Source organism: Rhizobium mongolense USDA 1844 (assembly GCF_000419765.1).
Classification (GTDB): Bacteria; Pseudomonadota; Alphaproteobacteria; order Rhizobiales; family Rhizobiaceae; genus Rhizobium; species Rhizobium mongolense.
Genome location: NZ_ATTQ01000002.1, coordinates 460,520 through 486,137 on the forward strand (window position 1 = coordinate 460,520; position 25,618 = coordinate 486,137).

The following is a 25,618-nucleotide window of genomic DNA, read 5'->3' on the forward strand; positions in this document are numbered from 1 at the left end:
GCCGCGGAAGAGCTGGAAGGCGTTCATCGACAGCCATGGCCCGCAAGGTGCGGATCAGAATGTCAAGATAGAGCGCGAAGACTCCCGCCAGCCGATGCTGCGAGAAGATTTCCGCGCGACTTGGCCGATCGGCGGCTTTGAAGCTTCTGAAAACAGGGAGGGGCCGGCGCGCACCGGCCGTCTCGCCCACCGTCGTGCCCCGGGCCACGCCGGCCGTTGATTACCTGCAGGAAAAAACAGGGTGCCGCCTTGCCAGCGCCCGAGCACGAAACCGGGGATCGTGTAGTTCGCGAGAGCTGAGGGGCGGCAAGGATCCGGATGGCGAAATAGATGCACGTTAGCTGCGCGACCGCCGATTCTGGCCACATGAACTTGAGCCCGGCCGAAAGCAACAGGGATCAGCTTTCGATTGACAGCGATGGCTGCCTTGGGGCGAGGTGCTCGGATCCTTCCTTTGAGCTCGGCAAACTAGTCGCGGCCTTCACGGAGGCACGCTTGGATTTTCCGGTTATATTCGCCACCCCGACGGCAATATGGACTTATGCTATCTCTAGGGTGGCAACCTGTGCCTCTGCCTTCGTCAGGGACGACTTTCGCTGCTCGGAACTTACGTTGAGCCCGTCGGCAGCGATGACCTCAGGATTGGCGATGCCGATGAAAGCCAGCACGCTCTTCAGATAGCTCAGCGTGTGCTCGAAGTTCTCGGCTGGTGAGCCCGGTCCGTAGAAGCCGCCGCGCGCCAACGCTATGATGACGCGCTTGTTGCCCACCAAGCCTTCGGGTCCCTTTTCGGTGTACCGGAAGGTCTTGCCGGGGACCGCGATGCGATCGATCCACGCTTTGAGTTGGCTAGGCACGCTCAAGTTATACTGGGCTACGCCGAGAACGACTGTGTCGGCTGCTAGAAACTCTTCCAGAACGGCTTCGCCAAGCGCAAGGTCGGCCTGAAGTGCGGCATCGTGGCCGGCTTTCAAGCCTCCCCTGACCACGGCCGTGTAGCTGCCCGAGAGGTGCGGGATGGGCTGAGCTGCAAGGTCTCGGTAGACCAAGTCAATGGTCGGATCGAGACTCTTGAGCCGTGCGACCACCGCCGCCGAAAGCGCGCGGCTGACGGAGTTTCCGCCGAGAATGCTGGAATCGAGATGCAGAAGGGATGGCATCGATGAACCTCACATTTGGGATTAGCAGGGATGAAAATGGATGAGCTGGGCAGCCTTGATCGATTTCGAAGTGAAATAAAAGTCATTTCGACGATATAGTCAAGACGGTATATGGTATTCGCCTAAAATGGGCTCGCGCCCGCTTTCGATAGCCTCAACGGGTGAGAGTGCTAATTTTCAGAACGGCTCTGCCGGCTGGATTTCTCGATTAAAAGTTCGCCCCTACGGGAGGGGTGGAGCGAGTCAAGGCCAACCCGCAATTGCGCTATAAAGTCAAAACGACTATATAGTCATAACGACCCGAGTGGTTGCGGAACAGGTTGACGAATGGCGAAGATAAATCTGGAGCGCAGGGCGAAGATCGGGCGCGAAAGGCGGGCGAAGACGCGCGCGCAAATCATCGAAGCCGGGGCGATGTTGCTTGCGGAAGGGTCCCTCAAGGCCTTCACGGTGGATGCCGTTGCAGAGGCAGCAGGGGTCGCCAAGGGGACTTTCTACTATCACTTCCAGAACATTGAGGAGTTGGTTGCTGCGGTAAGCGTGCAACTCGGCCAGAGCTTCGACGACGTGCTGACGCCCGCCCGGACCGAGCTGCGGGACCCGATCGCGCGCCTGTCCTTCGCCTTCACGCAATCCCTGGAAAAAGCGATTTCAGATACCGGCTGGGCGCGGCTGGTAGTCCAGACGTCGAAAACCCCGAACGAGTTCGGCCGCAGTGTTCGCGACAATCTCAAAGCCGAGATTGCCGAGGCGATTGCCCAAGGGCGCGTGACAGTGCAGGACCCGGAGCTGGCTGCCGACATTTTCGTGGGGATTTGGCTGCAGGTGACACGTGGCATTCTCGAGCGAGTCGCCCCACCTGAATTGTCCAACCAGGCTCTTGAGGCGGCACTTCGGGCCATCGGGGGTGCCCAACTTAAGAGCCGGAGTCTATGAGAATTCTGGTGAAGCTGTCCGTGTCAGCATGATGGAGCGCGGACTATGCTACCCGCCCACCGGGTTTGCCTCGCAAAACAGTCCGAAAACGCGAGTTTGGTCCGCACCGTGTACTCGTTACTTCGTCGAGCTTCGAGAGGAGCTTTCTAACATAGGAGCGGCTGGCAAGCGCACGAGCACCGACTTTGCCTCCTGAGCATTGAGGCCGATCGCGCGCAGCATCGCGCCGATGGCCGCGTCACGGTCGAGCGAGGACAGCCTGCCTTCGCCGAGCGCGCGCAGGATCTGGAGCATGATCCCCACGACAATCTCCAGCTTCAGCTCCGCAGACACTCCGTCGTCCGGCAATGCCTTCGAGAACTGCTGCAGGTCTTCGAACAGGCGGCGGCGGGCCATCTCGCCACCCTTCGGAGCTACCGCCGCCAGTCTTGCGACGACACTGGCCCATCGAGGGTCGTTGAGAGCCTTGTCGATAAATGAACAACACCCGAAGGCAATCCTTAGAGCGGGCTCGGCGAGGGAGACCCGGCCCGGCTGCAGCAGTTCGTCGAAGGAATGCACCAGTTCTTCGGCAACCGCCGCGGTCACTGCCTCTAGGCTGTCGAAATGAACGTAGAAGGTTCCCTTGGCGACGCCGGCCTCCTTGACGACGTCATCCACTGTAACAGATTCCACCGCCTGCCTAGCAAACAGCGAATTGGCAGCAGCAATAAGCTGCGCGCGAGTTCTCGCGCGCTTTTCGCGCCCGATTTCGGCGCGTCGGATCGGATTGACTTTGGCCATGGTACAGACAACCTTAAACTGGATCATGCAAATAGGTCATATTGACCAGAATGTCCAGTTACGAGCCGATGCGCCGCTGTGAGCCAAACCGGGCGCCGTCTACGCAAACGCACTGCGTCCCATTTCATCCGCGACCACCATCATTCGAAGACTACGCATGCAGGTAGCAGGTTGGTCCGTGAGAGCTTCGGCCATGTTTTTTTTTGCATCGCACAAATGCACGGCGTTCATATTGACAAAATAGTCGAGTTGACTTATCAGTCATATTGAGATGGAAGCCTACTCAACAGGCCGGGCTTCCTATTGATCAAACCCCTACAACCTCGATCCTTTCGAGCGGAGGCTTCATGCGCCCGTCATCCGGTCAGTTCCTTTGTCTCTGTGTTGCCAGCCTTTGTCTCTCTGTCCGTTGCGAAGTCGGCGGGCTTGCAGTGGCGGCCACGCTCACCCTGGTCTTCCTACCGGCCTTCTATGTCGCCGTGAATCACTTCCGGGAGACGGGCGAGCCGGCGACAGATCCTGGTCGGCTCGCGGCGCCTGCACTCGCACTCCTGCACTGAGGGAGCAGAGCCATGCCGGAGATCCCAACGTCTCTCCTTGACCGCTTTCTTCGATCGGATGCCCCGATCTACGCCGCGCCAGGCGAGAACAAGCGCGACTATGTAGACAAGATGCTGCTTGCCGCGTTGCAGGAAGCGCAAGTGACGGCGCGCTCTTATGACACAAAAGCGCAGATCGTTGGCGCCGGCTATATCCTGGCGCTCAATCTGGTCCTGCACTTCGGCGATCTCCTGCCGACACGTGCACCGCTCGGCCCCCTGTTCTACGCCGTGGTCTGGGGTGTCGTCATTCTGCCGATCCTGCAGTTCGGGCACGTGCTTTATCCGAGCCGGACCCGCGCGGAAAAGGAACTGCTCGCAAAAACCTCCGGCGCTTCCCATCAGCGCGTCTACTATGTCGATCCCGACACTTTTGCCGATCTCCAAGATCTAGTCCAACAGGCCCTGAGGTCCGACTGGACCTCGGTGCTGGGCGCCGAATTGCTCAAGACATCTCGCGTCAGGATCATCAAGCAATTGCGCTTTCGGCGGGGCCTTATGATGGCCGTCGTGTCTTTCATCGTCCTCGGAGGCGAGCAATTTATTCGAAGCCTCGCCATCGCCTGACAAGGAGCGGTAGGCGGGGACGAGCCTCTGCGGTGATGGTCCCGCGTGGCTCGGGATCGATGACACGAGCTATGGTGAATTCATCATCATGCCAAGCATGGTGTTGCTCCCCGAGGGCACTGCAATCAGAACAGGTCGGCGTCGAGCGCCATGATGTCGGAAGCGCCGGCACGGATCGCCGCATCGAGAGCCGCAGTCCCCGGCTGGCTGTCGGACTTGATCTGCGCGCTCAGGCCGATGGCGCAGAGTTCGCCCAAAAGCTCCTCCAGACCGGTGCCGGGCCTGAGCGGAAGCCGAGATGGCCCAACGCCTTTTGCTCGGCGGTGCCGAAGAAGGATGTTGTGGTGCTCATAGCCGATAGACAGATAGCGTTCGCCATCATGACCGGTCGCGGTTTCGCTCATGCCGATAGTTTCGGCATAGTGATCCTTAGCGCACAGGATATCGGGTGTTTCCAGCGCGATGCATCCCAGCTGGAACACTCTCCGGGCGAATTTGTTTCTGCAGAAATTCCCTCCCAAGCAGAAGCCGTGGTAGGAAACGCGAACTGCGTTTCCGGCAGCGAGGGTTAAAACGAATACCCCACTTTGACGGCGGCGCTGACCAGATCGTTGTCCGTAAAAATTCCGAACGAACCCGAAGCATCCCCGAACTGGCGGTAGCTGATGGCGGTGGTTATTTTCACCTGATCCTTCGTGTAGATCGCGCCAAGCGTGGCGCCCCACAAACCGTCAGTCGCATCGAGCGGCCCGTCAGCCGATACGTCAGTTGAGGGCTCGTATGTCAGAGTTGTGAATCCCGACCATTGTTCGCTGAACATCTGTGCCACGCCGAGCGTGTAGGTCGTCGTGTCGTTGAAGTGGACGAGCGATCCCAAAGGATAGCCCGGCGGATTGATCTTGTGTTCGCTCCAATCGGCCCAGCGAACCGTCGCGAAGAGCAGGGTGCTAAGGCTGATCGGAGCCTGGAGATGGAGGTTGACCGATTGCGGGGTCTCGACATCCGTAGCCCCTTCATAGGCGCCTGAGGTGTCGAAATCGTAGTCGATCGCGGAATTGTATGTGACTGCGACCCGGACATGGCTCTCCGGGATTTCAAAGGCCGCCCCGACCACGTAGCCCGCCGCCCAGGTGTCGTCAAAAGTGACGTTGCCAAATCCGGCGGGCACACCGCCTACGAAAACTGCAACATCGGTGTCGCCGCCCATACGTTGCAGTCTGGGTCCGCCGAAGACACTGAAACGTTCTGTGAACTTGTAACGCAGCAAGCCTGTGACCGCGATCGACTCAACCTTTCCAGACAGGCCGGACAGCGGCCCGCTATCGTAGTCGAGTCTGCGCCCATAAGGATTGTCTACGATGACCGCTCCTGAGAATTGTTCGTTGATATCGGCCTTGAAGGCGCCATTGTAGAATGGAACCGTGGGCGCCGTATCGCCCGAAGCAAACGGAGGCCCGACGGCAATGATCTGCCCTCCCACGTTCGGACTGCCAAAGCCGAGCCCGAATTCGACGTAGCGTCCCGTCTCGAAAAGGGCTTCATTCGGCTGCCCCAGAAGATCGAAGCCTCCTCCCGTCGCCGGTGTGACGAAAAGACAGCTGAAAAATCCGGTCAACAAATTAGTAGTTCTCATGCGGGTCTCCCTCCTCCGAGACGTCTCGCCTTCCCAAAGCCCAAGCAAATGGGCATTTCTCACTTTGCCTGCAGCTCCGGCGCCTTGCCTCCAACCAGCCGACCGCTCCAGATCAAGGGGCTAGACCAGGAGGCGACCCTCAAGCCCTTCACACCTTCGCCGATCGGCTGTGGTCGGCGACTGGGTGCGCGTCCTGGTCCCGCCGAGATCACGCGTCCACGACTTCGAGCAACTGCCTGCCAAAATCGACGGCGCGGTCATCGGTGCGCATTTCGGCGCGCAAAATGTCGCCGGGCGCGAGGTAGCGTGTGTGGGCGGTCGCTTCTTCGACGATCGCATCCTTCCGCTCCGAATCCTTGAAGAGCTTGGTCGTCAGAATCTGGGCCAGGGCGGCATTCGCTTGCAGGATCACGCCGCCCGGCGTCCCGGTCAGGACGAGATCGCCCGCAGACAGGTCCATCAGAGACACAATGTCGTTGAGGCAGGTTTCCGGGCGAAAGACGAAGTCCCGAGTATGGGCCGACTGCCGCAGTTCGTCGTTCAGCCAGAGACGGATCTCAATCCTGTCGAGCAGATCCGCTACCTCGTCCGCTTCCGGAATGACCAGCCAAGGACCACAGGGGCAGAAGGTACGGGCGCTTTTGCCGCGGAACCACTGCAAGAAGGCTTCGCCGAACATGACGTCGCGGGCTGACAGGTCGTTACACAGGACGAGTCCGCCGATGAAATCGCCGAGCGTCTCGCGGGTGACGTGGTCGCCTGCACCTAGTGGTCGCTTCAGGACAAGCCCGAGTTCCACTTCGTAGTCGAGCATCTGACATCCGGCCGGCCGGATAACGGGATCGAACGCTCCCGACAGCGAGGAGGCGGCCTTCATGAAGAGCAGATTCTTCTGTCGTGGCGCATGCCCCGATTGATCCGCGTGATCTGCATAGTTCAGACCCTGGCAGATGATCTGCGCCGGCGCTGTGACGGGGCTCAGAATGTTTGCAGAGCTGATCGGGAAACGTTCAGCGCCTGCCAGCATCCTGAGCTCTGCCGGAGGAAGGCGCAGGATGTCGGCGGTGGAGACGAAGGTGCCCTCGAGCGGGGCGATCTCTTCTCCGTCCAAAATTCCCCACAAGGGTTCTCCGCCGATCGTAAATCGGGTCACTTTAACTACCATTTCATTTCCTTTCTTTGGAGGGGTCGCTTCGAAAGCGGCTCGAATGTCCGCTCGCAGCGCCATTTGAAGGTCGCAGCGGGGTCAAGCGCGGTCCTTGCCGTTAAGGTCTCCGTATCGCTCGCGATAATTCTCGATCGTATCCATCGCACCGCAGAATTCGACATTGTGCCAGTCGGGATCGTAGAGGTAACAGGCCACGTTGCCGCCGGTCTCACCATCACCCAAAGGCGCTTCGTTGTTGTGGCGGACTGGACCGTAGTTCAGGGGGAATCCTTCGGCCTGCTGTTGTTGGGCAAAGGCCAGGACATCCTCCAGTCGGTTTCCTTTTACCTCGAGCGCGAAATGGAAGAAGCTCATTCCCGAAGGTACGGTAACCATGCCTGAGGGATCGTATTCCTCGACGAGCACGAGGCATTCCTCGTGGTCAGTTGCACTCATGTAGCAGCAGCTAATACGCCAGCCCTCCTTGAACGGATGCGGTTCCGGCTTACAGGTGCGGCTGTGGATCATGCCGGCAACTTGCTCGTACCAGGCCCGGCTTCGCGCGATGTCGCGCACGTAGATGGAGAGCTGCCCGATATGACAAACGAGCGAAGGCTTGAAGACGCCGTAGTCCTCAGTCTTGTTGGAGAACCGCCGCTTCGTCAGCGTCGGCCACAACAGCACCATTTCGCGAAACCATTTCCGCTTCAGGAGGCCCGAGAAGCGTAGCTTGAATGGGGGTAGGACGTTCGGAGGAACAAAAGCGGTGTTGCTCATCTGCTGGGCTCCTCAATAATCTCAATCCAGTGCTTGTCGGGGTCCCGGAGGCAAAAGGCAGACGAGGCCGGGCGCGCGGAGGCGAGCATGCGCCCCTCGCGGATCGGCAAGCCCATCTCTCGTGCGCGCCGTTTGACGTCGTCGATTGCCTCTGCGTCCTTCACTGCCAGCGTGAAGTGCAGCATGGAATTGTTGTCCATCTTCAGCTTGTGATGCTTCACCAGGCAGATGTCGTGATGGTAGAAGCCGAACGAGAAGAAATGCATTTCCTGCTGCGACAAACGCATTGCGGCGCTGCTGTCTGGATGGTTGAGAGCGGAGAACTGCAGGTCGAAGAGCTTGATATAGAAAGCCTTTGAGCGTTCCAGGTCGGTAACGTAGAAGACGTGGTGTTGAAGGTTGGTGACGGGGATCCGAGTTGGAGCATTCATGATTGGGCTCCTGACTGCTGGTTTGACCAAGAGAATGCTGGCGCGCCGATCTCGTAACGGGCATGATTGATCGCCATGATTGATGTCCTTTTCTTCTCGCGAATTTTCAGGGGAATTGCGCCTTAAAGGCGTAGCGACCCAGTTTCTCGCGGAGAGGGCCTGGATCGCCCTCGGTTGCAATTCTTGCCAGCAGCCCGAGCCGGACGTCTTGAACGACCGAAAGCGATTCGAGCTTCACGCCGGACGTCACCGCCTCCTGACGCACGACATCCTCGATCTCCAGCATCGACAGGGCTGGCTTGAAGATCTTGCCGACGGGTGTGATGGGCAGCGCGGCCAGGATCCGGACCGATTTGGGATGCGCAGCGCGCTCGGGAATACGGTCGACGGCATGGGCAAGCAGGTCCGCCTCCGATGCCGTCGTCGCCGGCTTCAACTGAACATAGAGGACCGGCAGTTCTCCGGCCCGCTCATCGGGCCGTCCCACCGCTGCGGCGAGTTGCACCGCCGGGTGATCTTGCATTGCATTTTCGATCAGCTTGGGATCGATGTTATGGCCGCCCCGGATAATGAGCTCCTTCTTGCGACCCGTCAGCCAGAAGTAGCCGTCCGTGTCCTGGCGTGCGAGATCGCCGGTATTCAGCCAGCGCTCGCCACCAATCTCGAGCCAGAGCCCGTTGTTGTGTTGGGCATTGATGTAACCGGCAAAGACATTCGGCCCGCGGATCGCGAGCACGCCGACCTCTTCCGTCCCCGCGAATCCGGTGAAGCAGCCAGAATCGTCAAGTCTGACCACTGCCATTTTCTGGTAGGGAAGACGCAGGCCGATCGAACCGATGCGTCGCTCGCCTTCCGGCGGATTGACGCTGGAAACACACGCGCCTTCCGTCAGGCCGTAGGCCTCCAGAATGCGGATTCCGATCGTCTTTTCGAAATTGCGGAACAGTTCCACGGGCATCGGAGCCGCGCCGCAAAAACCGTAGCCGACGCTCGAAATGTCGCGGTCGCCGACCGGCACCTGCAGCAGTTCCGAATATACAGTCGGAACGCCCGAGAAGGCCACGACCCGATAGTGTTCGACGATCTCCCAAAAGGACGGAATAACGCCCTCTCCGCGATAGCCATGCGGCGTGCCCATGACGACATGTCCGCCTTGCGACCACGGGATGAGGCCCGTCACCAGCTGTCCGTTGACGTGGAAGAGCGGTAGGCCGCAGAAGATCGTCTTGCCCGGTGCGAACACACTCCCGATGAAGGCTTGGGTGGACCAGGCGTCGAATACTTCCGACAAATGGGCACGCGCGGCGATCTTGGGCAGTCCGGTCGTGCCGCCTGTGCAGAAGTATGAAGAGATCTCTCCGGGACGGGGCATTTCGAAGGTCAACCCGTCGCCGCGTTCCGCGGAAATTTCCTGACGCAGGCTGAGAACGGGGATGGAACGGCCGTCGACACGTAGAGCCTGCGAGCGTACCTTCGTCGCTTCCTCGGCGGTGCCGTGGAGATACGGTTCGAAACTGACGGTCAGAATTCCTTGCAAGTCCGGCACATTCGCCGCGGCCTTGATCGCCTTCTGCCAGATGTCGGTTCCCGGAAAGGGAGCCAGAGTGACGAGCCATTTTGCCTTCCCGGCTATGAGGAGCTCGGAGATCTGTCCCGCTTCAAGCAGAGGATTGATCGCGAAGGCGATGCCCGCCGCCTCGCCGCCCCAGATCACAAAATGCGCTTCGGGCAGATTGGGCAGCACCAAGGCCACGACGTCGTCGCGGCCGATTCCCAGACGCCGCAGGGCATTGGCCGTCCTCGTGATGTCAGCGAGGAGCTCGCCATGCGTCCAGACGAAGGGATCACGGAAGTTGTCAGAGCGCAGAAAGAAGGACAGGGCAAGCTGATCCGGCGCGATAGCGGCGCCGCGCGCAAGCATCTCGTAGGTGCTTGCCGGGAGGTTACGCTCCGGCAGCGGGATTTGCTCGAATGCCTCGACATCGGGCAATGCGACAATGGGGCGACCGTCGCCGCCAGGGGTTATTGCGAGCATAGTGATCTTCCTCCCTATAGGTCCGCGCCGGCTCTCTTGGACAGCGGCAGCAACTCCAAATTAGCGATGCGACGAGCTTCCTCCGGCTCGATCTCAAGTGTCCGGAGCACGAACTCCGCCGCGTCGGATCCAGCGCCAGGTCTTATGGCCCTGCAACACCAGAAACAGTGCAGAGAGACCGGTGCCGGCAATCATCGCCAGCATTGAGAGGGCCCGTTCCGCAGGGCCTCAACACTGAAGGAAATCAAGTCTTCGGGCGTAATGAGCGAGCGCCTGAAATGAAAGTTCTTGATAGCTTTCGGCTCCCAGAGTGCCGCAGTTGACCCGCAAAGGCATTCAGCGGCCCGTAGGATGTCCTGCTGTCGAAATTCCCGTGCACGGACACCCTCTTCGACAAGTTCAGCGACGACGTCGATTACGCGTTTTGCGTGTACCTCGAAAGCGGGCCAGCGCTCGTCATCGGCGACCGTGAGCAGCTCGAATATCTTTTCCTCATCCCGCATGAGAGCAAGAACACGTCTATGCAGCCCCAGCATGAACTCTCGGAGCGTTTCTGCACTGGTAAATCTTCCGGAGCCCGGTTGCATGACGGGAAAATTGTTTTCGAGCACTTGCGCAACAAGCTCGTCGTACAACGCCAGTTTGGACGGGAAGAACCTGTAGACATTTGCTGGCGACATTTTGAGGTAGCTCGCGATGTCGCGCACGTTCGTTTTCCCGGATCCATAGATCGCGCACAAAGTCTCTGCCGCACTGAGAATGCGGGCAACGTTCGTTCCCTGGCTCTCCTGCCGGCTTGTTCGCCGGTGGGTCATGTCCGAGCGGCAATGATCGCTGTCAAGCATCGGCGTCCCTCCGCGCGTCTGCGGCGCCGGGGCGGGCCACCCTCAGTTCGCCCAGATAGACGCTCTCGGACAGGACGCAGTCACGCCAGACGCTGCCATGGGCATGGGACACTTCGACACGATATGTGCCGCCATCCCCGGCGAGATTGTCGAAGCGAAAGTCGCCGAAGCCGTCGGTGACTGTCTTCGTGAGAACCTTGCCTCTCTGAGACAGGGTGACCTCCGCCCCTTCAAGACATTCCACCGCCCCGGCGATGTCGACGCTGACGCTGCCGCCGATGAAGCATGTCTCCCACCGTTCCAAACCTCGGTACCAGACGCGGGGCTTGGTCCCGAGCTCGGGCTTTTGCACCTTGAGCCCCTCGGTGGCCGCCATCCGCTCCATGGCGGTGTCGCTGAGCTTCACCGCCTCGAAGACCTCCGTCGGACAACTCTGCTGGCAGCGAGGCTGCTGCCAGCCCTGATCGAGCAGGTGGACGTCGAAGATCCAGGTCTGCGGCACCTGCTGCTCCTCGTTCCAGACGATTGCCCGGTACGGGCACGAGCCGAGAATGTCCTTGCGGCCCCGAGCCTTCTCCGGATCAATAATAACGATGCCGTCGTCGCGTTTGCGAATGGCGTCGCCCGCATATTGCATGCAAGGCGCGTCATCGCAGTGGTTGCACATCACCGGCAAATAGGTGGTCTCCACCATGGGCACACTGCCCTGCGCTCGGCGCAGGATGCGGATCGTGCTCTCACCCACGGCAGCGGCCGGCGCCGAATAGCCGGGAAAGTCGTTGCCGACATGTTCGTCCCGGTCCGCGATCACGCAATTATAGCAGTTCTCGCAGCGGCCGACGTTGATGATCAGGTTCCACTTGCTCAAGACTTCCTCCTACGCCGCGCAGCCATCTTGAAGGCGTCCGCGTTCTGCCACTTCTCGATTTGCACAAGGCAGGAATTGGGAGCCATGCTGCTGGTTCCGCGGGTCTGCGATCGGTCCGAGGTAAGGATGTTCAGGCAGCCGCCGATCTCGATGGTCTCTCCGGCAAGTTCGATAAGCTGGAACTCGGCGCTGGCCTCATAGGACTTGACGACGCCTGGAGTGACCAGGGGCGAAATGTCGGCAGCGCAGATCACGGCGCCGCGGTCGTTGAAGATTTTCACCAGGTCACGATGGGCAATGCCCCGGGCGGCGGCATCGGTCGGGTTGAGACGCAGCAACCAGAAGCGATGGCCAGCAATCAGGGCACGATGGTCCTCCACCTGATTGACCGCGCTGTTCTTGCCGTCCATGCTGGTGTGGAAGCTGTAGCGGCTGTGCGTGGCGATCATCTGCAGCGGATAGCGCTCCGTCAGCTCGGTGGTGCGCAGCCCTTCCCAGGAGTGAATGTAGCGATTGACCGGTGGCCGGTCCGGATTGTCCGCCGTGTTCCGCTTGAGGACCTCGGGCACGAATTCCAGCTTGCCGCTCGGCGTCTGCAGGCCCATGCCGAACTCTTCGGCATACTGGGATGGCATCGGAAGCGGTTCCGGCAGATCCTTGCGCCTGCTCTCGGCGAACCAGCGCATGTCGACGGGCTGGCGCAGCTCCGGCTTTTCGGGCGGCACGACGTAGTAGCCCTTGCGACAGAATTTCTTCCAGGCAATTTCGCCGGGCAGATCCGACGAATCGAACACCCGCTTGACCCAGTCGAGTTCGCTGCAGCCCTCGGTGAAGACGGCGCCAAGGCCAAGCCGGGTCAGGATGGCAGTGAATATCTCGTAGTCAGACTTCGACTCGCCCAAGGGCTCGATGCACTTATGCTGGAGTGTGATGACGCGATGGTTGACGACATTCACGCCGTGATGGGCGTAGCCTCCGGAATTCGCCCATTCTCCGATGTCCCAGCGCTCCAGTGAAGTGCAGGCCGGCAGAATGATATCGGCAAACTGGGCCTCGCCCTCCATCCAGATGGACTGGTTCACCACGCACTCGATGCTCTCGTGCCGATAGGCGTCTACCCAGCGCCCCGATCGAGTCACGGTGCTCAGGGACGATCCGCCGTAGCGGTAGATCATGTGAATCGGCGAGTAGCCCGGCATGGGATAGGTGAAGGGCGCGAACTGGGCCTCCTGGGCCATGCCGTCCCAGAGATAGCCGGTGGCCTCGCCGTTGATGATCGCGTCGGGCAGTTGCTGGCGCGGCACCATCTGCTTGACGGGATTCATCGTCAGGATGTGCGGCATGCGCTGATAGTTGTTCACCGCATTGCCGGTCCAGGCCAGGTCACCGGAGATCCCTCCGTCGGCATAGCCCGGAAAATAGAAATGCAGGTCGTGGGGGACCCCGATCTGGAGACCGCCGAAATTGACGCCCGGCTTGCCCCAGCCCTGCATCGCCATCATCATGATCATGCAACGCGCCCATTGCGCACCGGTCGCCCCGCGGCTTGCACCGCCGAAGCCGGTGCCGGTCATGCCGACGGCAAGATAGACCTTCTTGCGGCCCCACTTGCGCGCGAGGGCGCGCACATCCCTGGCAGGGATGCCGGTCTCGGCCTCCTGCCATTCAGGGCTCTTGGAAACGCCATCGGTTTCGCCCAGCAGGTACGCCTTCCATTCCTCAAAGCCGGTGGTGCGATTGGCGACGTACTCCTCGTCATAAAGGCCTTCCGTGATCCAGACATACATGATCGCATGGGCCAAGGCTGCGTCGGTCTGAGGTCGGACGGGAAACCAGCGTCCGCCCAGCAACTGGGCTGTCGGATTGCAATGCGGGTCGATATGAACGAACTCGATTCCGAGTTCCTTGGCCCATAGACGACGCGTTGTGCCCTCAAACCCCGCATAGGCTCCATTGGTGCTTTCGGGATCGCAGGACCAGAAGACGATCATCTCGGCTTCCTTGAGGCAATCCTCCACCCCGCCATAGCCCGCAGGCACGCCGACCCGCATTGAGTTGCCGAAATGGTGCATCGCGCCCCAGTACCAGCCCTCCCAGCTGTCCGGGTTGGCGGCAACCCGGGTGAAGCCGATCAGGTTGGCGAACCGTATCAGCGAGCTCAGGTAATAGCCCACATTGCCCCACTGGTGGTGGGACGACATCGGGAACGTGATGGAACCCGGCCCATGAACGCGCTTCTGCCGATTGATCTCCGTGGCGACGATGTCCAGCGCCTCCTCCCAGCTGATCCGCACGTAGCCGGATTTGCCGCGGTTTTGGGGATTGCGTTCGCCATTGGGATCGAAATCCATCCGCTTCATCGGGTAGAGGATACGCTTGTCCGAATAGACCAGGGATTTCATCGTCAGGGCGTGCGGCGCTACCAGCGCCCGGCGGGGCGGACTGAACTTGCGGCCGCGAGCCTCGATCACCCAGGTGGATGGATCGGTTACGTCGAACTCGATGGGCGTAACCCGCAGGATGCGGCCATCCTTGACGTAAACGAACAGGGGACCACCGTTGGTGCAGGTGGTGTAGCGGAGGCTGCCATCGGGCATCGGCGTTCCCATGGACAGGCCGGCGGTCTCGCTCATGTTGAGCGTCTGCGTGAACCAAACAACGAGCTCGTCCGGCCCGGTGGTCACCACCTTGAAGTTCTTGGCCGCGTGGATGATCTCGCCCTGATCACGATTGGGAAGCAGCAGTTTCAGGGCCGTCGAGACGTCCTTGAACGTCATGTTCACTTGCGCCTGGGCCGCCGCGCCCGGACGGGACCGGAATTTGCCGCTCTGGACCTCGACGATGCGACCGATGCTCCCATCCTGGAGGCCAATCCATGCGACGATGTCGCGCTGTCTCAGCCGCTCCCGGAACGCAGGGACTCGGGAGGCTGTGCGGTTGAGCACTTTGGGCAGGGCAACAAGGATGGTCCTCAGAACCTGCCGGTTCATTCTAGATTTTAAGGCTAGCATGTCGTGGCGGTCCGCGAGCCGAAATGTTCGATTGGGGGGCCGTAGAAAAACCGTCTGATCGCGGCATCGCGCGAGGCTTGCAGCTTCATTGATTGGTTCTCCTCCCAAACCCATTCCTCAATATTGACTATAAAATCATAATGACGATATAGTCAATTCGAAAAATGAGGAAACCGAACGGATTGGAGGAATGACGGCGTTAGCAGGCCAAAGAGACGCCCGCGTCAATACAGCCCCAGCGTCGACGGCGTCGACGGCTTCAGCGCCGCCAATGTCTCGTCCGCGGTCGCCCCGCTTCTCAGCCCTATCTCCGCCTAAGCGCCAAATCGACTTTTGCCAGCGCCCATTTTTGCATTGCACCATTGCGTGATTCTCATATTGACGATATAGTCGTTTTGACTTATTTATTCAAATTGAAATCCAGCCGGTCCCATGCAGGCGGCGAACGCCACGTGGTCACGCTCGAGGAAAGCATTCGATGAACTTTCAGCCCCAGAAGGAATTCCGAACGGCAGAACGGCGTCTCCCTTTCGAATGCATTGCGTTGGTGTTGCAAGGCGGCGGTGCGCTCGGAGCCTACCAGGCCGGCGTCTACGAAGCCCTTTCGGAAGCCGACATTCATCCAGATTGGGTTGCCGGCGTCTCCATTGGAGCCATCAACTCCGCGATCATCGCGGGAAACGAGCCGTCTGAACGGGTTGAAAAGCTGCGGACCTTCTGGCGGGAGATCACTGCCAATCCACTTCTCGACTGGACTGCTGCCGCAGACGCTCTCGCTCCCAGAGGCAATCTGCCGCGCGCGCTCTTCAATCAATTCAGTGCCGCCTGCGCGCTCGTCGCCGGTGCCCCAGGCTTCTTCAGCCTGCGACAGCCCGTTCCCTGGCTGTACCCGGATGGCGCCACCGGGGGCACGAGTTTCTACGAAACCAAGCATCTGAAGAGCACTCTCGAGCGGCTTGTCGACTTCGACCGCATCAATGCTGGCGGTATGCGCTTCAGCGTCGGCGCCGTGAACGTTCGAACAGGAAATCTCGTCTACTTCGACAATGAGACGCATACGATCCGGCCCGAGCACGTGATGGCCAGCGGATCGCTTCCGCCCGGCTTCCCTGCCGTTGAGATCGAGGGCGAGTTCTACTGGGACGGCGGCCTCGTTTCCAACACGCCGCTGCAGTGGGTGGTCGAGCAAGGGCCGCGGCAGGACACGATTGCCTTCCAGGTCGACCTCTGGAGCGCGCGCGGTGAGATTCCCCGCAACCTGGCCGACGTCGCGGCGCGGCAAAAGGAAATCCAGTATTCGAGCCGTACGCGCGCCCATACCGACCAGTTTAAGCAATACCAGCGCGCCCGACACACGCTCGCGAACCTTCTTGCAAAACTTCCCGCAGACCTCGTCGGCGGTGAGGAGGCGAGGATGCTGAGCTCAATTGCAGACCACAAGGTCTACAAGCTAGTCCATCTGATCTACAGCTCGAAGCAGCATGAAACGCACTCGAAGGATTACGAATTCTCGCGGCTGTCCATGGAAGAGCATTGGCGGGCTGGTTACTTCGACGCTGTGCGCACATTGCGCCATCCAGAGGCGCTCCGGCGGCCGGACAATCAGGACGGGGTTGGCACCTACGACCTTGGTTTCGACGGGCAGGAATAGAGGTCAGCCACCGCAAAGCGACTGACGATCCCCGTCGCGCCCCCTGAACGCAAACGAGCCGCTTGATCCAGCCCAAAGGAATTTCAGCCATGCACGAAGACACTGTCCGGGCGAGAGCTTTCGCCATGCCCCTGACCAGCCCGGCCTATCCGGCCGGCCCGTATCGCTTCCGAAATCGGGAGTATCTGATCATCACATATCGCACCGATCCGCAGAAACTGCGCGACCTCGTGCCGGAGCCGCTTCAGGTGTGCGAGCCTCTCGTCAAATTCGAGTTCATTCGCATGCCGGATTCGACTGGCTTCGGCGATTACACGGAAAGCGGACAGGTCATCCCGGTCTCGTTCCGCGGACGCAAGGGTAGCTACATCCATTGCATGTTTCTCAACGACCATCCGCCGATTGCTGGCGGACGCGAGTTGTGGGGCTTTCCCAAGAAGCTCGCGAGTCCGACTCTTCGCACCGAGACCGACACGTTGGTGGGCACGCTCGACTACGGCCCGGTCCGCGTTGCGACCGCCACAATGGGCTACAAGCATGGAGCCGCTGATCTTTCAGCGGTGAAGACCTCACTCGGCGAACCGAACTTCCTCCTCAAGGTCATCCCTCATGTCGACGGCACGCCGCGCATCTGCGAACTCGTGGAATACCACCTGGAGGAAATCAATCTGCAGGGCGCCTGGACCGGCCCGGCGGCCCTGAATCTCTGGTCCCACGCACTGGCCCCTGTGGCCGAGCTGCCGGTGCTGGAAGTGGTATCGGCGGTCCATATCATCGCAGATCTCACGCTCGCGCTCGGGAAGGTCGTGCATGACTACCTCGCGGAAGCCGAGCCTCGATATCGGAAAGGAAGAGCCTATGAACTCGCAGAATGAAACGTCATCGAACAAGCGCGCCGAGTGTGCCGGGGGCCGGCTTCTGGACAAGGTCGCAGTGATCACCGGAGCCGCGAGCGGCATCGGCAAGGAGATTGCGCTCACTTTCGCTCGCGAGGGCGCAAGAGTGGTCATTGCGGATCTTGATCAGAGCGCGGCCCAACAAACGGCGTCCGCGATCGATCCGACGGGCAAACGCGCGCTCGGGGTAGGCATGGATGTCACCAACGAGGAGCAGGTGGAAAGCGGAATGGCACGGGCGATCGAAGCCTTCGGGCGGCTCGACGTCCTGGTCAGTAACGCCGGCGTGCAGATCGTCGCGCCGCTCGTCGAGTTCGAGTTCGAGAAGTGGAGGAAGTTGCTTTCCATCCATCTGGACGGAGCCTTCCTGACCACCCGTACCGCATTGCGGCAAATGTACAGGCAGAAGAGCGGCAGCATCATCTATATGGGGTCCGTGCATGCCAAGGAGGCATCGCCGCTAAAGGCTCCTTACGTTACCGCCAAGCACGGTCTCATCGGGCTGGCCAAGGTCGTGGCCAAGGAAGGGGCCGCTCATGGTGTCCGCGCCAACGTGATCTGCCCCGGCTTCGTACGCACGCCGCTTGTCGAGAAGCAGATCCCCGAGCAGGCGCGCGAGCTCGGAATTTCCGAGGCGGACGTGGTCAAGACCGTGATGCTGAAGGAGACGGTCGACGGCGAGTTTACGACCGTGCAGGACGTTGCCGAAGCAGCGCTGTTTCTAGCGGCCTTCCCATCGAACGCGCTGACCGGTCAGTCGATGGTGGTCAGCCACGGATGGTTCATGCAGTAGCGGCTTCGCAGACGAGCGTCGAGCGCGCCTATCGCGCCCGTCCTCCTGGGAGAATCGACCTCGCTAGTCGCGCTGTTTTGCATGCACAAATACGCGCCTGCGAGGCATTCAATTCCCCTTCGATTGCGGGCGCCGATATCGCTGCAGAAACATCCGAATCGTCTCGTCAACGACCTCGTCGGCCGCCAAGGGTAGGCCTTCGCGACCGATCATCCAGGGCCACAGCGATATCTCGTTCAGCATCCCCATGAACTGGTGAGCCGCAAGCACCGGATTGCGGCAGTCCAGGATCTCCAGCGCAGTCAGATGGGCGAGGTAGTGCACAAGTCTCTCAGTCCGAGGCTCCATCACCGCGGCGAACTCCTCGGCGATCCAAGGAAACTGCCGGGAGTCGGCCACCACCATTCGAAGAAACCCGCAGTATTCCGGCTTCTTGTGAAACTCGAGAATCGCGCGCGCGATGACACACAGCACGTCCTCGACGTCCCCGTCAGGTTCGATGCCGGACGGAAACGCATCCTCGAGCTGTCCCGATACCCTGAGGAGCATCTCCCGGAAGATTTCCTCCTTTGTTTCGAACTGGTTGTAGAGCGTCCGCCGCGCTACGCCGGAGGCTTTAGCCAAGTCGTCCATGCTCACTGAACCGAACCCCCGGTCCAGAAATAGCCGCCCGGCCGCCTCGATGATCGCCTCCCTCGACCCGCCCTGCCGGGCTTTCGCGCCGGCTTCGGTTGAACCAGTGTGAGTATCCATAGCAATCCCCTTGCACAATGAGTGCATTCACAATGTACTGCACGGTCTAGTGCATCTCAAGGGCCGGATGCGTCGCCGATCCGGCCCACCGCGCTGAACCTGTGCCGTCACCGTTTCGAACAGGCTCTAGTTCCCGCCCGGCGCGGTGCTGTAATCAGACGGCGGAGTTTCGCCCGTGACCACGATATTTTCCGGGATCTTGTATGCGATCCGCAGGTTGGCCGCGGCTGCCTGAAGCCAACCGACCGCACCTTCCATGGTCCATGCCGTGCCATCCGGCGGCAGGCTCTCAAACAGGCCCACCATCAGCAGATTCACAGACGGCGCGCTCCCGTTGCTGCCGCCCTGATTCGATGTGCCTTGCCGACCGCCAACGGATGCCTCGGAGCTGCCCTGATTATAAGAACCTGAAGAAGTCCCGCCGGAAGAACCCGAGGCGGTGGCGTAAGACGCACCCGACGACGTGCCGTCAGACGAACCCGAAGAGGACGAATTCGAGTAAGTTGAGCGAGAGGAACCCGACGACGTGCCGCCGGACGATCCTGAAGAGGACGAACTGGAGTAAGTTGAGGGAGAGGAGCCCGTGTAAGAAGACCCCGACTGAGATCCGTAATCATATGTGTTTCCGCTACCGCTCGAAGCGATCGCGGCACCAGTGGTCACTCCGACCGCGTATCCGCCGAGGGCGTAGGCTGCGCGGCGATAGTACCCACGACCATAATGGTCTCCGTCTCTATAGTCTCCGCCGCCATAGTCTCCGCGGCTATAGAGTCCACGGCCAAAGTATCCGTTGCCGTTACCAGAGACTTTGATATCGCCAGAACTGTTCACCGTGAGATTGCCTGAGTCCTTTGCGATGATATTGCCTCCGGTGTTGGCGAAGGTGCGGTTCGCCTTGATGTTACCTCCGGAGTGCAGCGTGTTGCGGCTGATATTCCCGGGTAAACCGTTCCCTCCGCGGCCAGCCCCTTCCGCCAATCGCCCCTTTGCGCCACCGACATTTGGCGCATGGGTGGGGCGATTCACCGGCGGACGGTTGTGGGCGCTCACCGGCGGACGGCCGTGGCTGGCCACCGGTGGACGGTGCGGGCGCTCCACCGGCGGGCGGTGCAGGCGCTCCATGGGCGGGCGCGGTGGCCCGCCCATCGGCAGACGCGGCGGGCCCCCCGGCGGCGGACCGAACTGGGCAAGCGCGACGCCCGAATTTGCCGCCGTTACTGCAAGAAGAGCGACGAAGGTTCGTTTCAGATGGTTCATCACTGGGTCCTCTTAGTTGCCGGCGCAGCGGCCGCAGTCAGCTCGATCTTTTTTGCACCGGCGGGCGGTTGAAAGGAGAATTCGGACTCGGATGGGCGGGCTTTGGTGCTCCAGCTGGTGAATTCCGCGATGAAACTGGGTTGGCCCGGGAGCAGCCGGTAGGTGACGGCGAGGCGACGTGGTGTGGCAGCGCTATTCTTCTCGACCCACAACTCCAGATCGATGCCAGACTTTTGATGGAAAAACAGATGCCGACATTCGACTCCGTCGACATTGGCCGTCCCGACCTGCCAGGCGGAGATAGCATCGCTCAACAGCAGTTTGTCCGGAGAGTCCACAAAGAAGCCGCCGAGCGGAAAATCAACGTTGATCTTGTCTACCACCTCATTGAGTGCCGACGGTATATCGCCGGACGCGGCAATCACCGCGTACTCCTTGCTGTCGGGGAAAAAGATTGAGGCCGCCTTGCCGTTGTAGAACAGATTGTGCTTGCCGTCGTCGCCGGCAACCTCGACGGCGATTCGATTAGGACGACGCACGACGATCTTCATCGTGTGGAAGACGTGAAGCGGCTGTCCGGATTCGCCCAAATAGACCCTGATGGTTCTCGCCGTAATCGACTGTTCCTTGGCCAGGAGCGTCTTTCCCATCTGCGAGACGGCGGTGGCTGCTTCATCGCTGATCGCCGGCTTGAGCGGTGGAGCCGGTTCAGCTGCTCGGGCTATCGGCAACGCGGCGAACCCTACAAAGACGCCGACCGCAGCGGCCCGACTGGCATTCCCAAAAATCATCGTCTTCAGCGCTGGCCACCGCGGGGACAGACCAGTCGGCGCGCTGCCGGCGTGCCGCGCAGGTGTCCGGGCCTTCAGGAAGACCTCGTCTGAACCATTGCAAACTTTCATTCCCAGTGCCTTTCTACTGCTATCGTTGCACTACCAAGTGCATAATGCGTGCTATACTGCACAGTGCAGTGCATTGCAAGGGGCAGTTTTTGCTGGCAAGTCGATCCGGCCCGCAAGCCGAGCCTCCCGTCATTTCCTACGGAAGGCAGTGCTAGAGCGGTATCCGATCATGCTGCGTCATGACCGGCGTTTGCGAAGAAATCGGCGCGTTCGTCGGGTGTGAATTGATCGATGATGAGGCCGATGGCGCGCTTCAGCCGTTAATCATTTGATATAATGAAAGAATTTTGTTGCGGGGCAGGATTCGAACGTGCGGCCTTCAGGTTGGTGGACCACGATGGCCCGGCCTGGACCACCCGGGGCGAAGTTATGTCGGCACGAGATGCCAGTATGCAAGCGATGTCCCGCATCGTGAGTGGGAGTATATAGCACCTTTCATGCCTGCGTCCCCATCCGCACAAGACGGACTTGCGTGAGGTTGGAACGCTCTCCTTTATATCGCGTCGACAGGCTGCTCGTGCCGGATGCCGCCGAATGATTTTCCGCCCCGCTCAACGGTCCAGCGGTATTTCTATGAATGGCGTGCGGGCCTTGGTTCCGGATCAACGATCATCATGCATTCAGAGCACGCGGAGGCTGATGACGCGGCGGTTGGCTTCGACGCGGTCGAGCAGGGCCACGGCAGCCAGCGTGGTAATTGCGATGAGGCAGGAACCCAATCCGAGAACAATCATTGCTTTATCCTTAACGACATCATCTCATACCTGAAGGTACGTTTCATGGCGTCTTCATCGCTGATCGCCGACCTGGACGGCGGGAACCGGTCGGTCCTTCAAAGCAGCATTGTCGAGCATGGCTTCCGCCAGGAGCCGCTTCAGCTTCGTGTTGGACGGTGGAACCGGTTCCTCTGCTCGGCCTATCGGCAACCCGGCAAATACCACAAGAACGCCGAGCGTAGCGGTCTGAACAGCATTCGGTAAGATGATAGTCGTCGGCGCTGGCCACCGCGGCAACGAGCCGCGATCGACGGCCGGATCCGAGGCGATCGCACGGCGCCGGGCCTTCAGGACGGCCTCGTCTGGACCATTGCAAACTTTCACGCCCATACCTTTTCAATTTCTATCAGTTGCACTATCAAGTGCACGGCAAGCGGTATACTGCACGGTGCAGTGCAATGCAAGGCGTGCTCGCTGACATTAAGCGGTCGTGCGGTCCAACGGGTCGAGCTGCCAGGGACCGGAAAAGGCGTTGGCCGTCATCGGGGCTGGCCGGGCTACATAGGGCACGATGGTGACGCCGGTCGCGAATAGGTCCATGGCCCGGCGGAATTCGCGGGATTCGATAGCGCCGCTATTCATAATGTCGCTCCGGCTCGCATTAGATCAGCGGCGTGTCGGGTGGTGTGCCGGGCTCGTACTTCATTAATTGTGGTAGATCTCGGTGCCGAGAACCCTAAGGCACTCCCGCATGAAAGCGGCAATGGCTGTCCAGCCCTTTGGTGACATGCTCACTTGCGACGCTTTATTCCAGCCCCGCAGCCTCAGCCGAACCTGAGGCCAAACTCCTTGCGAACTGGAGGCGGCGCTTCAGCGGGCGCTGATGCCCCCGTCTTTCCAGGCCGGTCGCGCGTGCGAGTTCGAAGCGCTGTCGGGCATCCGGGGGATGTTCACGCGTCGAAATTCCGCGTCGGGCAAGATCGGTCGTGCGTGACGTGTCGAGAGGAGCCGTCCGACACGGGCCTAGGCGCGAACCAGAGAGATATTCCCGTTCTATGCTCGAAAATCGATAATGTATCAACGGGAACATCGGCCGTCGGCCGGTAGCTCTTACCCGTCGCTAGGGGCTCGCTACAACAACTTTCAGCGCGATCGCGACGATGTTTTCGGCGAAGCTCGCGTCGAGTGGGCGATGTCCGACCAGCAACCGGTAGAAGACAGGTCCGTACATCATATCGAGCAGCACCTCGAGGTTTTGCGGCAGCATGATTTCTCCTCGAGCGGCTGCCTCGATCAACAAGGCGCGACCCGCCTCGCGGCTCGAGAGAATGACCTGGTTGCGGAAGGCCTTGGTGAATTCGCTTTCGGGGTCGGCGGCCGCGAGCGTCATGGCGATTTGGCGCCCTCTGGTGGTCGCAAAAGCCTGGATCAGCGATCGCATTTGCACCGTCAGCGCCGATCGCAAATTTATGGCGTCTTCTTCGATGGCGCCCGAATCTCCGGACATCAGCGCAGCCATAGCGAGTTCGCAAGCGTTCGCCCATTGCCTATAGATCGTCGGCTTGCCTACGCCGGACTTCGAGGCAACCGCCTCGACGGTGAGACGGCCGAATCCATCCTCGATCAGTATGTCGTGCGCGGCTTTCAGGATTCTCGCCCGGGCCAATTGGCTTGGCGGTCTTCCACGCCGTTTCGGTGGGCTCATGTGCTCTGACTCAATTAATTATGAAACGTAACGTAACGTAATCATATGCCAGCGGCAAGGGGCCCGGCCATGTCCACCTCGATCCAATCCCTGACGCCTTATCTCATCGTCAAGAATGCTCGGGAAGCGATTGCTTTCTATGGCCGCGCCTTCGGGGCCGAGGAGCTTTTCCGCCTGACCGACCCACATGACGGTCGGATCGGCCACGCGGAGCTCAAGCTCGGCGAAAACACGGTCATGATTGCCGACGAGTATCCAGACTTCGGCGCACTGAGCCCCGATACGATCGGGGGCTCTCCCGTAACCTTCCACCTCGCAACTTTGACGGTCGACGCCAATCTTGCCCGGGCCGTCGGAGCGGGGGCCGTCGTTCTGCGTGCCGCCGCAGATCAGGCCTATGGCGAGCGCGTCGCCATGGTCGTCGATCCATTCGGTCACCGGTGGATGCTCTCGCAGAAGATCGAAGTTGTGGCGCCTGAAGAAATGCAGCGCCGCTGGGACGAGGAGACCGGGGCGTGAACGCGGCCGACGGAAATCGAAGTGAAGGAGGCGGCGGAGCGGGGTATGGCAGTCCGTCGCACCGCTGTGACGTGATCCTTCTCGAGCCGGGAGAGGGGCGGCGCTACGAGCTCGGCCCGCTCACGGGAGTGTTCAAGGCCGATGAAGCCGAGACGGAGGCCGCCTATTCCGTGTCCGAGTGGATTCTCGAGACTGGCCTGAAAGGTGTCGGCGGACACAGCCATACAGCAAATGACGAGGTTTTCTACGTGCTTGAAGGTGTGCCCGAAATCCTCGTCGGCGACTGCTGGCGGCGGTGCACACCGGGCACTTTCCTGCGAATACCGGCCGGCGTCGTCCACGATTTCCGAAATCCCGGAGAGACGACCGCCAAGCTGCTCAATCTTTTCATACCCGGTGGATTTGAACGCAATATGCCCGAGATCTGCGCTTGGTTCGTCGCTCAGGAACCGGTTTAGGGCGGCTGAAAAGGCACATCGTCCATTTCTCCTTTCGCGGGGCGACCATGCGGAACCTTCGCTTCAACTTCCTGCATGGGGCTTTTTTCTTAAGTGCGCGGAGTGGCTCAACTGGTTCCACCACGTGCATGGCGTGCCGTCCGCGATATTCCTGCCACAACAGCGTCAGCCACGCGGCCGCGACGATGAAACAGGCGACGCTGCAAAAAGCGTCCTCGTCAAGCCCAGGCGGCAACGGCCAGCCCGTCAGCCCGCCCTCACGCGCCTGCAACAGATCGGTCGAAATGGTCGTTTTGGCGAATTTCAGCCGTTCCGATCTCGCACGAACGGAAAGACCCTATTCTTGCGCCGGTCTCAGCATCTATCGAATGTCCTTCACACTCGTAAGCCTCGCCTGCTTCCGTCTCACCATTCACCGGCCCCTCTCAAGTCCGGGGCCTGGAATGGCAAAACGGCGCGTGCGAAAGTCGATCTTTTTATCGCCAAAAGACTGTCCGGGATTTAATGGAATTCCCGTCCGCGAAATACCGAAGCCCGCATTCGGCGACGATCTGCGCGAGAAGCGGCTGGTCCGGGTACTGCTAGCGACTGCATGGTCGATATCGGCGTCATGGTCGTCTATCCCGGCCGGCGGCATCTTAACGCGAAGGAGCGGGTGATGGTCGACTTTCCAGCGGAAACATCACGCGGGTTGCCGGCCTCGGATCAAGGACTTCTAAACCCCCGTATAAGTCATCCCCTCCTCTTCGCTACCCGATCCTTCCTCCCGATCAATAGGCAGGTCGGGCAGCGTCCTGCTACGGTCAGGGTACATCCTCCCGCAGGGCCGCAAGCTATGAAAGGGCGCTTCGGGACGTGGAGCCGCCCGGACAGACGGAGACGCTATTCGTAGCGGAACTCGATCGAAGGGAAGCTTCGAATCGAGGTGCGGATCATGGGCAAGGCAGCAGCTATTTTCTTTGCAGTCGTGATCGCTGCTCCGGCAGTGGCGCATGATGCGACGCCAACGGCGGCACAGCCGCACGGATGGACGTATCCGTTTTCGTGCTGCAGCGGNATGGATTGCCGCGAGATCCACGATCAAGGGGTTCTCGAAGGCCCGCGCGGATATGTCATCAAGCTCACTGGGGAGCTCATAACGCCACTGGATACTCGCATCAAGAACAGTCCGGACGG

Annotated in this window: 25 protein-coding genes and 3 pseudogenes; 9 read left to right on the forward strand and 19 right to left on the reverse strand. The window is 60.4% G+C overall.

Features of this window, described 5'->3' with window-relative positions:
* Positions 1-539 precede the first annotated feature (539 nt).
* Positions 540-1,160, reverse strand: a complete 621-nt coding sequence (locus A3C3_RS0105445) for an FMN-dependent NADH-azoreductase (RefSeq protein ID WP_022713606.1) — start codon at positions 1,158-1,160, stop codon at positions 540-542.
* Positions 1,161-1,487: 327 nt separating this feature from the next.
* Between A3C3_RS0105445 and A3C3_RS0105450 the strand changes: the two genes are divergently transcribed.
* Positions 1,488-2,096, forward strand: a complete 609-nt coding sequence (locus tag A3C3_RS0105450) for a TetR/AcrR family transcriptional regulator (protein ID WP_022713607.1) — start codon at positions 1,488-1,490, stop codon at positions 2,094-2,096.
* 117 nt (positions 2,097-2,213) lie between these two features.
* Here A3C3_RS0105450 and A3C3_RS0105455 read toward each other — a convergent pair whose 3' ends face one another.
* Complete coding sequence (locus A3C3_RS0105455) at positions 2,214-2,879, reverse strand: TetR/AcrR family transcriptional regulator (RefSeq protein ID WP_022713608.1); 666 nt, start codon at positions 2,877-2,879, stop codon at positions 2,214-2,216.
* 347 nt (positions 2,880-3,226) lie between these two features.
* Here A3C3_RS0105455 and A3C3_RS45010 point away from each other — a divergent pair, with 347 nt between their 5' ends.
* On the forward strand, positions 3,227-3,439 hold the full coding sequence (locus A3C3_RS45010) for a hypothetical protein (protein ID WP_145611920.1): 213 nt from the start codon (positions 3,227-3,229) through the stop codon (positions 3,437-3,439).
* Positions 3,440-3,451: 12 nt separating this feature from the next.
* Positions 3,452-4,045 carry a Pycsar system effector family protein gene (locus A3C3_RS0105460; protein ID WP_022713610.1) on the forward strand — a complete coding sequence of 198 codons (594 nt, stop codon included), beginning with the start codon at positions 3,452-3,454 and terminating at the stop codon, positions 4,043-4,045.
* Positions 4,046-4,170: 125 nt separating this feature from the next.
* Here the strand turns inward: A3C3_RS0105460 and A3C3_RS37690 are convergent, their stop codons facing one another.
* From A3C3_RS37690 to A3C3_RS0105505, 9 genes are all read right to left on the reverse strand, one after another.
* Positions 4,171-4,527 carry a hypothetical protein gene (locus A3C3_RS37690; protein WP_022713611.1) on the reverse strand — a complete coding sequence of 119 codons (357 nt, stop codon included), beginning with the start codon at positions 4,525-4,527 and terminating at the stop codon, positions 4,171-4,173.
* A gap of 86 nt (positions 4,528-4,613) precedes the next feature.
* The gene (locus tag A3C3_RS0105470; protein WP_022713612.1) at positions 4,614-5,678 is read right to left on the reverse strand and encodes an OmpP1/FadL family transporter; all 1,065 of its coding nucleotides are present in this window, start codon (positions 5,676-5,678) and stop codon (positions 4,614-4,616) included.
* A gap of 208 nt (positions 5,679-5,886) precedes the next feature.
* Entirely contained in the window at positions 5,887-6,843 is a 957-nt protein-coding gene (locus A3C3_RS0105475; RefSeq protein ID WP_022713613.1) for a fumarylacetoacetate hydrolase family protein, read from the reverse strand.
* 81 nt (positions 6,844-6,924) lie between these two features.
* Positions 6,925-7,602 carry a VOC family protein gene (locus tag A3C3_RS0105480; RefSeq protein WP_022713614.1) on the reverse strand — a complete coding sequence of 226 codons (678 nt, stop codon included), beginning with the start codon at positions 7,600-7,602 and terminating at the stop codon, positions 6,925-6,927.
* Complete coding sequence (locus A3C3_RS0105485; protein ID WP_022713615.1) at positions 7,599-8,033, reverse strand: VOC family protein; 435 nt, start codon at positions 8,031-8,033, stop codon at positions 7,599-7,601. Before A3C3_RS0105485 ends, A3C3_RS0105480 begins: the two co-directional genes overlap by 4 nt.
* 106 nt (positions 8,034-8,139) lie before the next feature.
* Complete coding sequence (locus A3C3_RS37695) at positions 8,140-10,068, reverse strand: acyl-CoA synthetase (protein WP_022713616.1); 1,929 nt, start codon at positions 10,066-10,068, stop codon at positions 8,140-8,142.
* Positions 10,069-10,259: 191 nt separating this feature from the next.
* The gene (locus A3C3_RS0105495) at positions 10,260-10,883 is read right to left on the reverse strand and encodes a TetR/AcrR family transcriptional regulator (RefSeq protein WP_084796906.1); all 624 of its coding nucleotides are present in this window, start codon (positions 10,881-10,883) and stop codon (positions 10,260-10,262) included.
* A 22-nt stretch (positions 10,884-10,905) separates the two neighbouring features.
* The gene (locus A3C3_RS0105500; protein WP_022713618.1) at positions 10,906-11,781 is read right to left on the reverse strand and encodes a 4Fe-4S dicluster domain-containing protein; all 876 of its coding nucleotides are present in this window, start codon (positions 11,779-11,781) and stop codon (positions 10,906-10,908) included.
* Positions 11,778-14,771: a molybdopterin-dependent oxidoreductase gene (locus A3C3_RS0105505; protein WP_028739424.1), complete on the reverse strand. Its 2,994-nt coding sequence runs from the start codon at positions 14,769-14,771 to the stop codon at positions 11,778-11,780. Before A3C3_RS0105505 ends, A3C3_RS0105500 begins: the two co-directional genes overlap by 4 nt.
* Positions 14,772-15,270: 499 nt before the next feature.
* Here A3C3_RS0105505 and A3C3_RS0105515 point away from each other — a divergent pair, with 499 nt between their 5' ends.
* From A3C3_RS0105515 to A3C3_RS0105525, 3 genes are all read left to right on the forward strand, one after another.
* Positions 15,271-16,443 (forward strand): patatin-like phospholipase family protein, encoded by a 1,173-nt coding sequence (locus A3C3_RS0105515; RefSeq protein WP_022713621.1) that lies wholly within the window; start codon positions 15,271-15,273, stop codon positions 16,441-16,443.
* An 89-nt stretch (positions 16,444-16,532) separates the two neighbouring features.
* Positions 16,533-17,318 (forward strand): acetoacetate decarboxylase, encoded by a 786-nt coding sequence (locus A3C3_RS0105520; protein WP_022713622.1) that lies wholly within the window; start codon positions 16,533-16,535, stop codon positions 17,316-17,318.
* Positions 17,302-18,132, forward strand: coding sequence for a 3-hydroxybutyrate dehydrogenase (locus A3C3_RS0105525; protein WP_022713623.1), 831 nt, complete (start codon positions 17,302-17,304; stop codon positions 18,130-18,132). Before A3C3_RS0105520 ends, A3C3_RS0105525 begins: the two co-directional genes overlap by 17 nt.
* A 108-nt stretch (positions 18,133-18,240) precedes the next feature.
* Here A3C3_RS0105525 and A3C3_RS0105530 read toward each other — a convergent pair whose 3' ends face one another.
* The 3 genes from A3C3_RS0105530 to A3C3_RS0105545 all read right to left on the reverse strand — a co-directional run bounded on the left by A3C3_RS0105530 (position 18,241) and on the right by A3C3_RS0105545 (position 20,933).
* The gene (locus tag A3C3_RS0105530) at positions 18,241-18,885 is read right to left on the reverse strand and encodes a TetR/AcrR family transcriptional regulator (RefSeq protein ID WP_028739426.1); all 645 of its coding nucleotides are present in this window, start codon (positions 18,883-18,885) and stop codon (positions 18,241-18,243) included.
* Between the two features lie 126 nt (positions 18,886-19,011).
* A complete protein-coding gene (locus A3C3_RS46650) occupies positions 19,012-20,142 on the reverse strand; it encodes a hypothetical protein (RefSeq protein ID WP_233450654.1) in 1,131 nt (376 codons plus the stop codon).
* Complete coding sequence (locus tag A3C3_RS0105545) at positions 20,142-20,933, reverse strand: DUF2092 domain-containing protein (RefSeq protein WP_233450653.1); 792 nt, start codon at positions 20,931-20,933, stop codon at positions 20,142-20,144. The genes A3C3_RS46650 and A3C3_RS0105545 overlap by 1 nt, the downstream gene beginning before the upstream one ends.
* Before the next feature lie 458 nt (positions 20,934-21,391).
* On the opposite strand from A3C3_RS0105545, the pseudogene A3C3_RS46460 reads away from it, so the two are divergent.
* A pseudogene (locus A3C3_RS46460) lies at positions 21,392-21,631 on the forward strand (transposase); the annotation flags it as partial.
* A gap of 201 nt (positions 21,632-21,832) precedes the next feature.
* Here A3C3_RS46460 and A3C3_RS46465 read toward each other — a convergent pair.
* The 4 genes and pseudogenes from A3C3_RS46465 to A3C3_RS0105570 all read right to left on the reverse strand — a co-directional run bounded on the left by A3C3_RS46465 (position 21,833) and on the right by A3C3_RS0105570 (position 23,465).
* Positions 21,833-22,150 carry a hypothetical protein gene (locus A3C3_RS46465; RefSeq protein ID WP_022713630.1) on the reverse strand — a complete coding sequence of 106 codons (318 nt, stop codon included), beginning with the start codon at positions 22,148-22,150 and terminating at the stop codon, positions 21,833-21,835.
* Positions 22,151-22,240: 90 nt separating this feature from the next.
* Positions 22,241-22,402, reverse strand: a complete 162-nt coding sequence (locus tag A3C3_RS45015) for a hypothetical protein (RefSeq protein ID WP_022713631.1) — start codon at positions 22,400-22,402, stop codon at positions 22,241-22,243.
* Between the two features lie 63 nt (positions 22,403-22,465).
* A pseudogene (locus A3C3_RS46655) lies at positions 22,466-22,549 on the reverse strand (protease); the annotation flags it as partial.
* 331 nt (positions 22,550-22,880) lie between these two features.
* Positions 22,881-23,465 (reverse strand): TetR/AcrR family transcriptional regulator, encoded by a 585-nt coding sequence (locus A3C3_RS0105570; RefSeq protein ID WP_022713632.1) that lies wholly within the window; start codon positions 23,463-23,465, stop codon positions 22,881-22,883.
* A gap of 69 nt (positions 23,466-23,534) precedes the next feature.
* On the opposite strand from A3C3_RS0105570, the gene A3C3_RS0105575 reads away from it, so the two are divergent.
* Together A3C3_RS0105575 and A3C3_RS0105580 are read left to right on the forward strand one after the other, a co-directional pair.
* On the forward strand, positions 23,535-23,984 hold the full coding sequence (locus A3C3_RS0105575; RefSeq protein WP_022713633.1) for a VOC family protein: 450 nt from the start codon (positions 23,535-23,537) through the stop codon (positions 23,982-23,984).
* A complete protein-coding gene (locus A3C3_RS0105580; protein WP_022713634.1) occupies positions 23,981-24,442 on the forward strand; it encodes a cupin domain-containing protein in 462 nt (153 codons plus the stop codon). The genes A3C3_RS0105575 and A3C3_RS0105580 overlap by 4 nt, the downstream gene beginning before the upstream one ends.
* Positions 24,443-24,575: 133 nt before the next feature.
* Here A3C3_RS0105580 and A3C3_RS48450 read toward each other — a convergent pair.
* Positions 24,576-24,803 (reverse strand): annotated as a pseudogene (locus A3C3_RS48450) (IS21 family transposase); the annotation flags it as partial.
* Between the last annotated feature and the right edge of the window lie 815 nt (positions 24,804-25,618).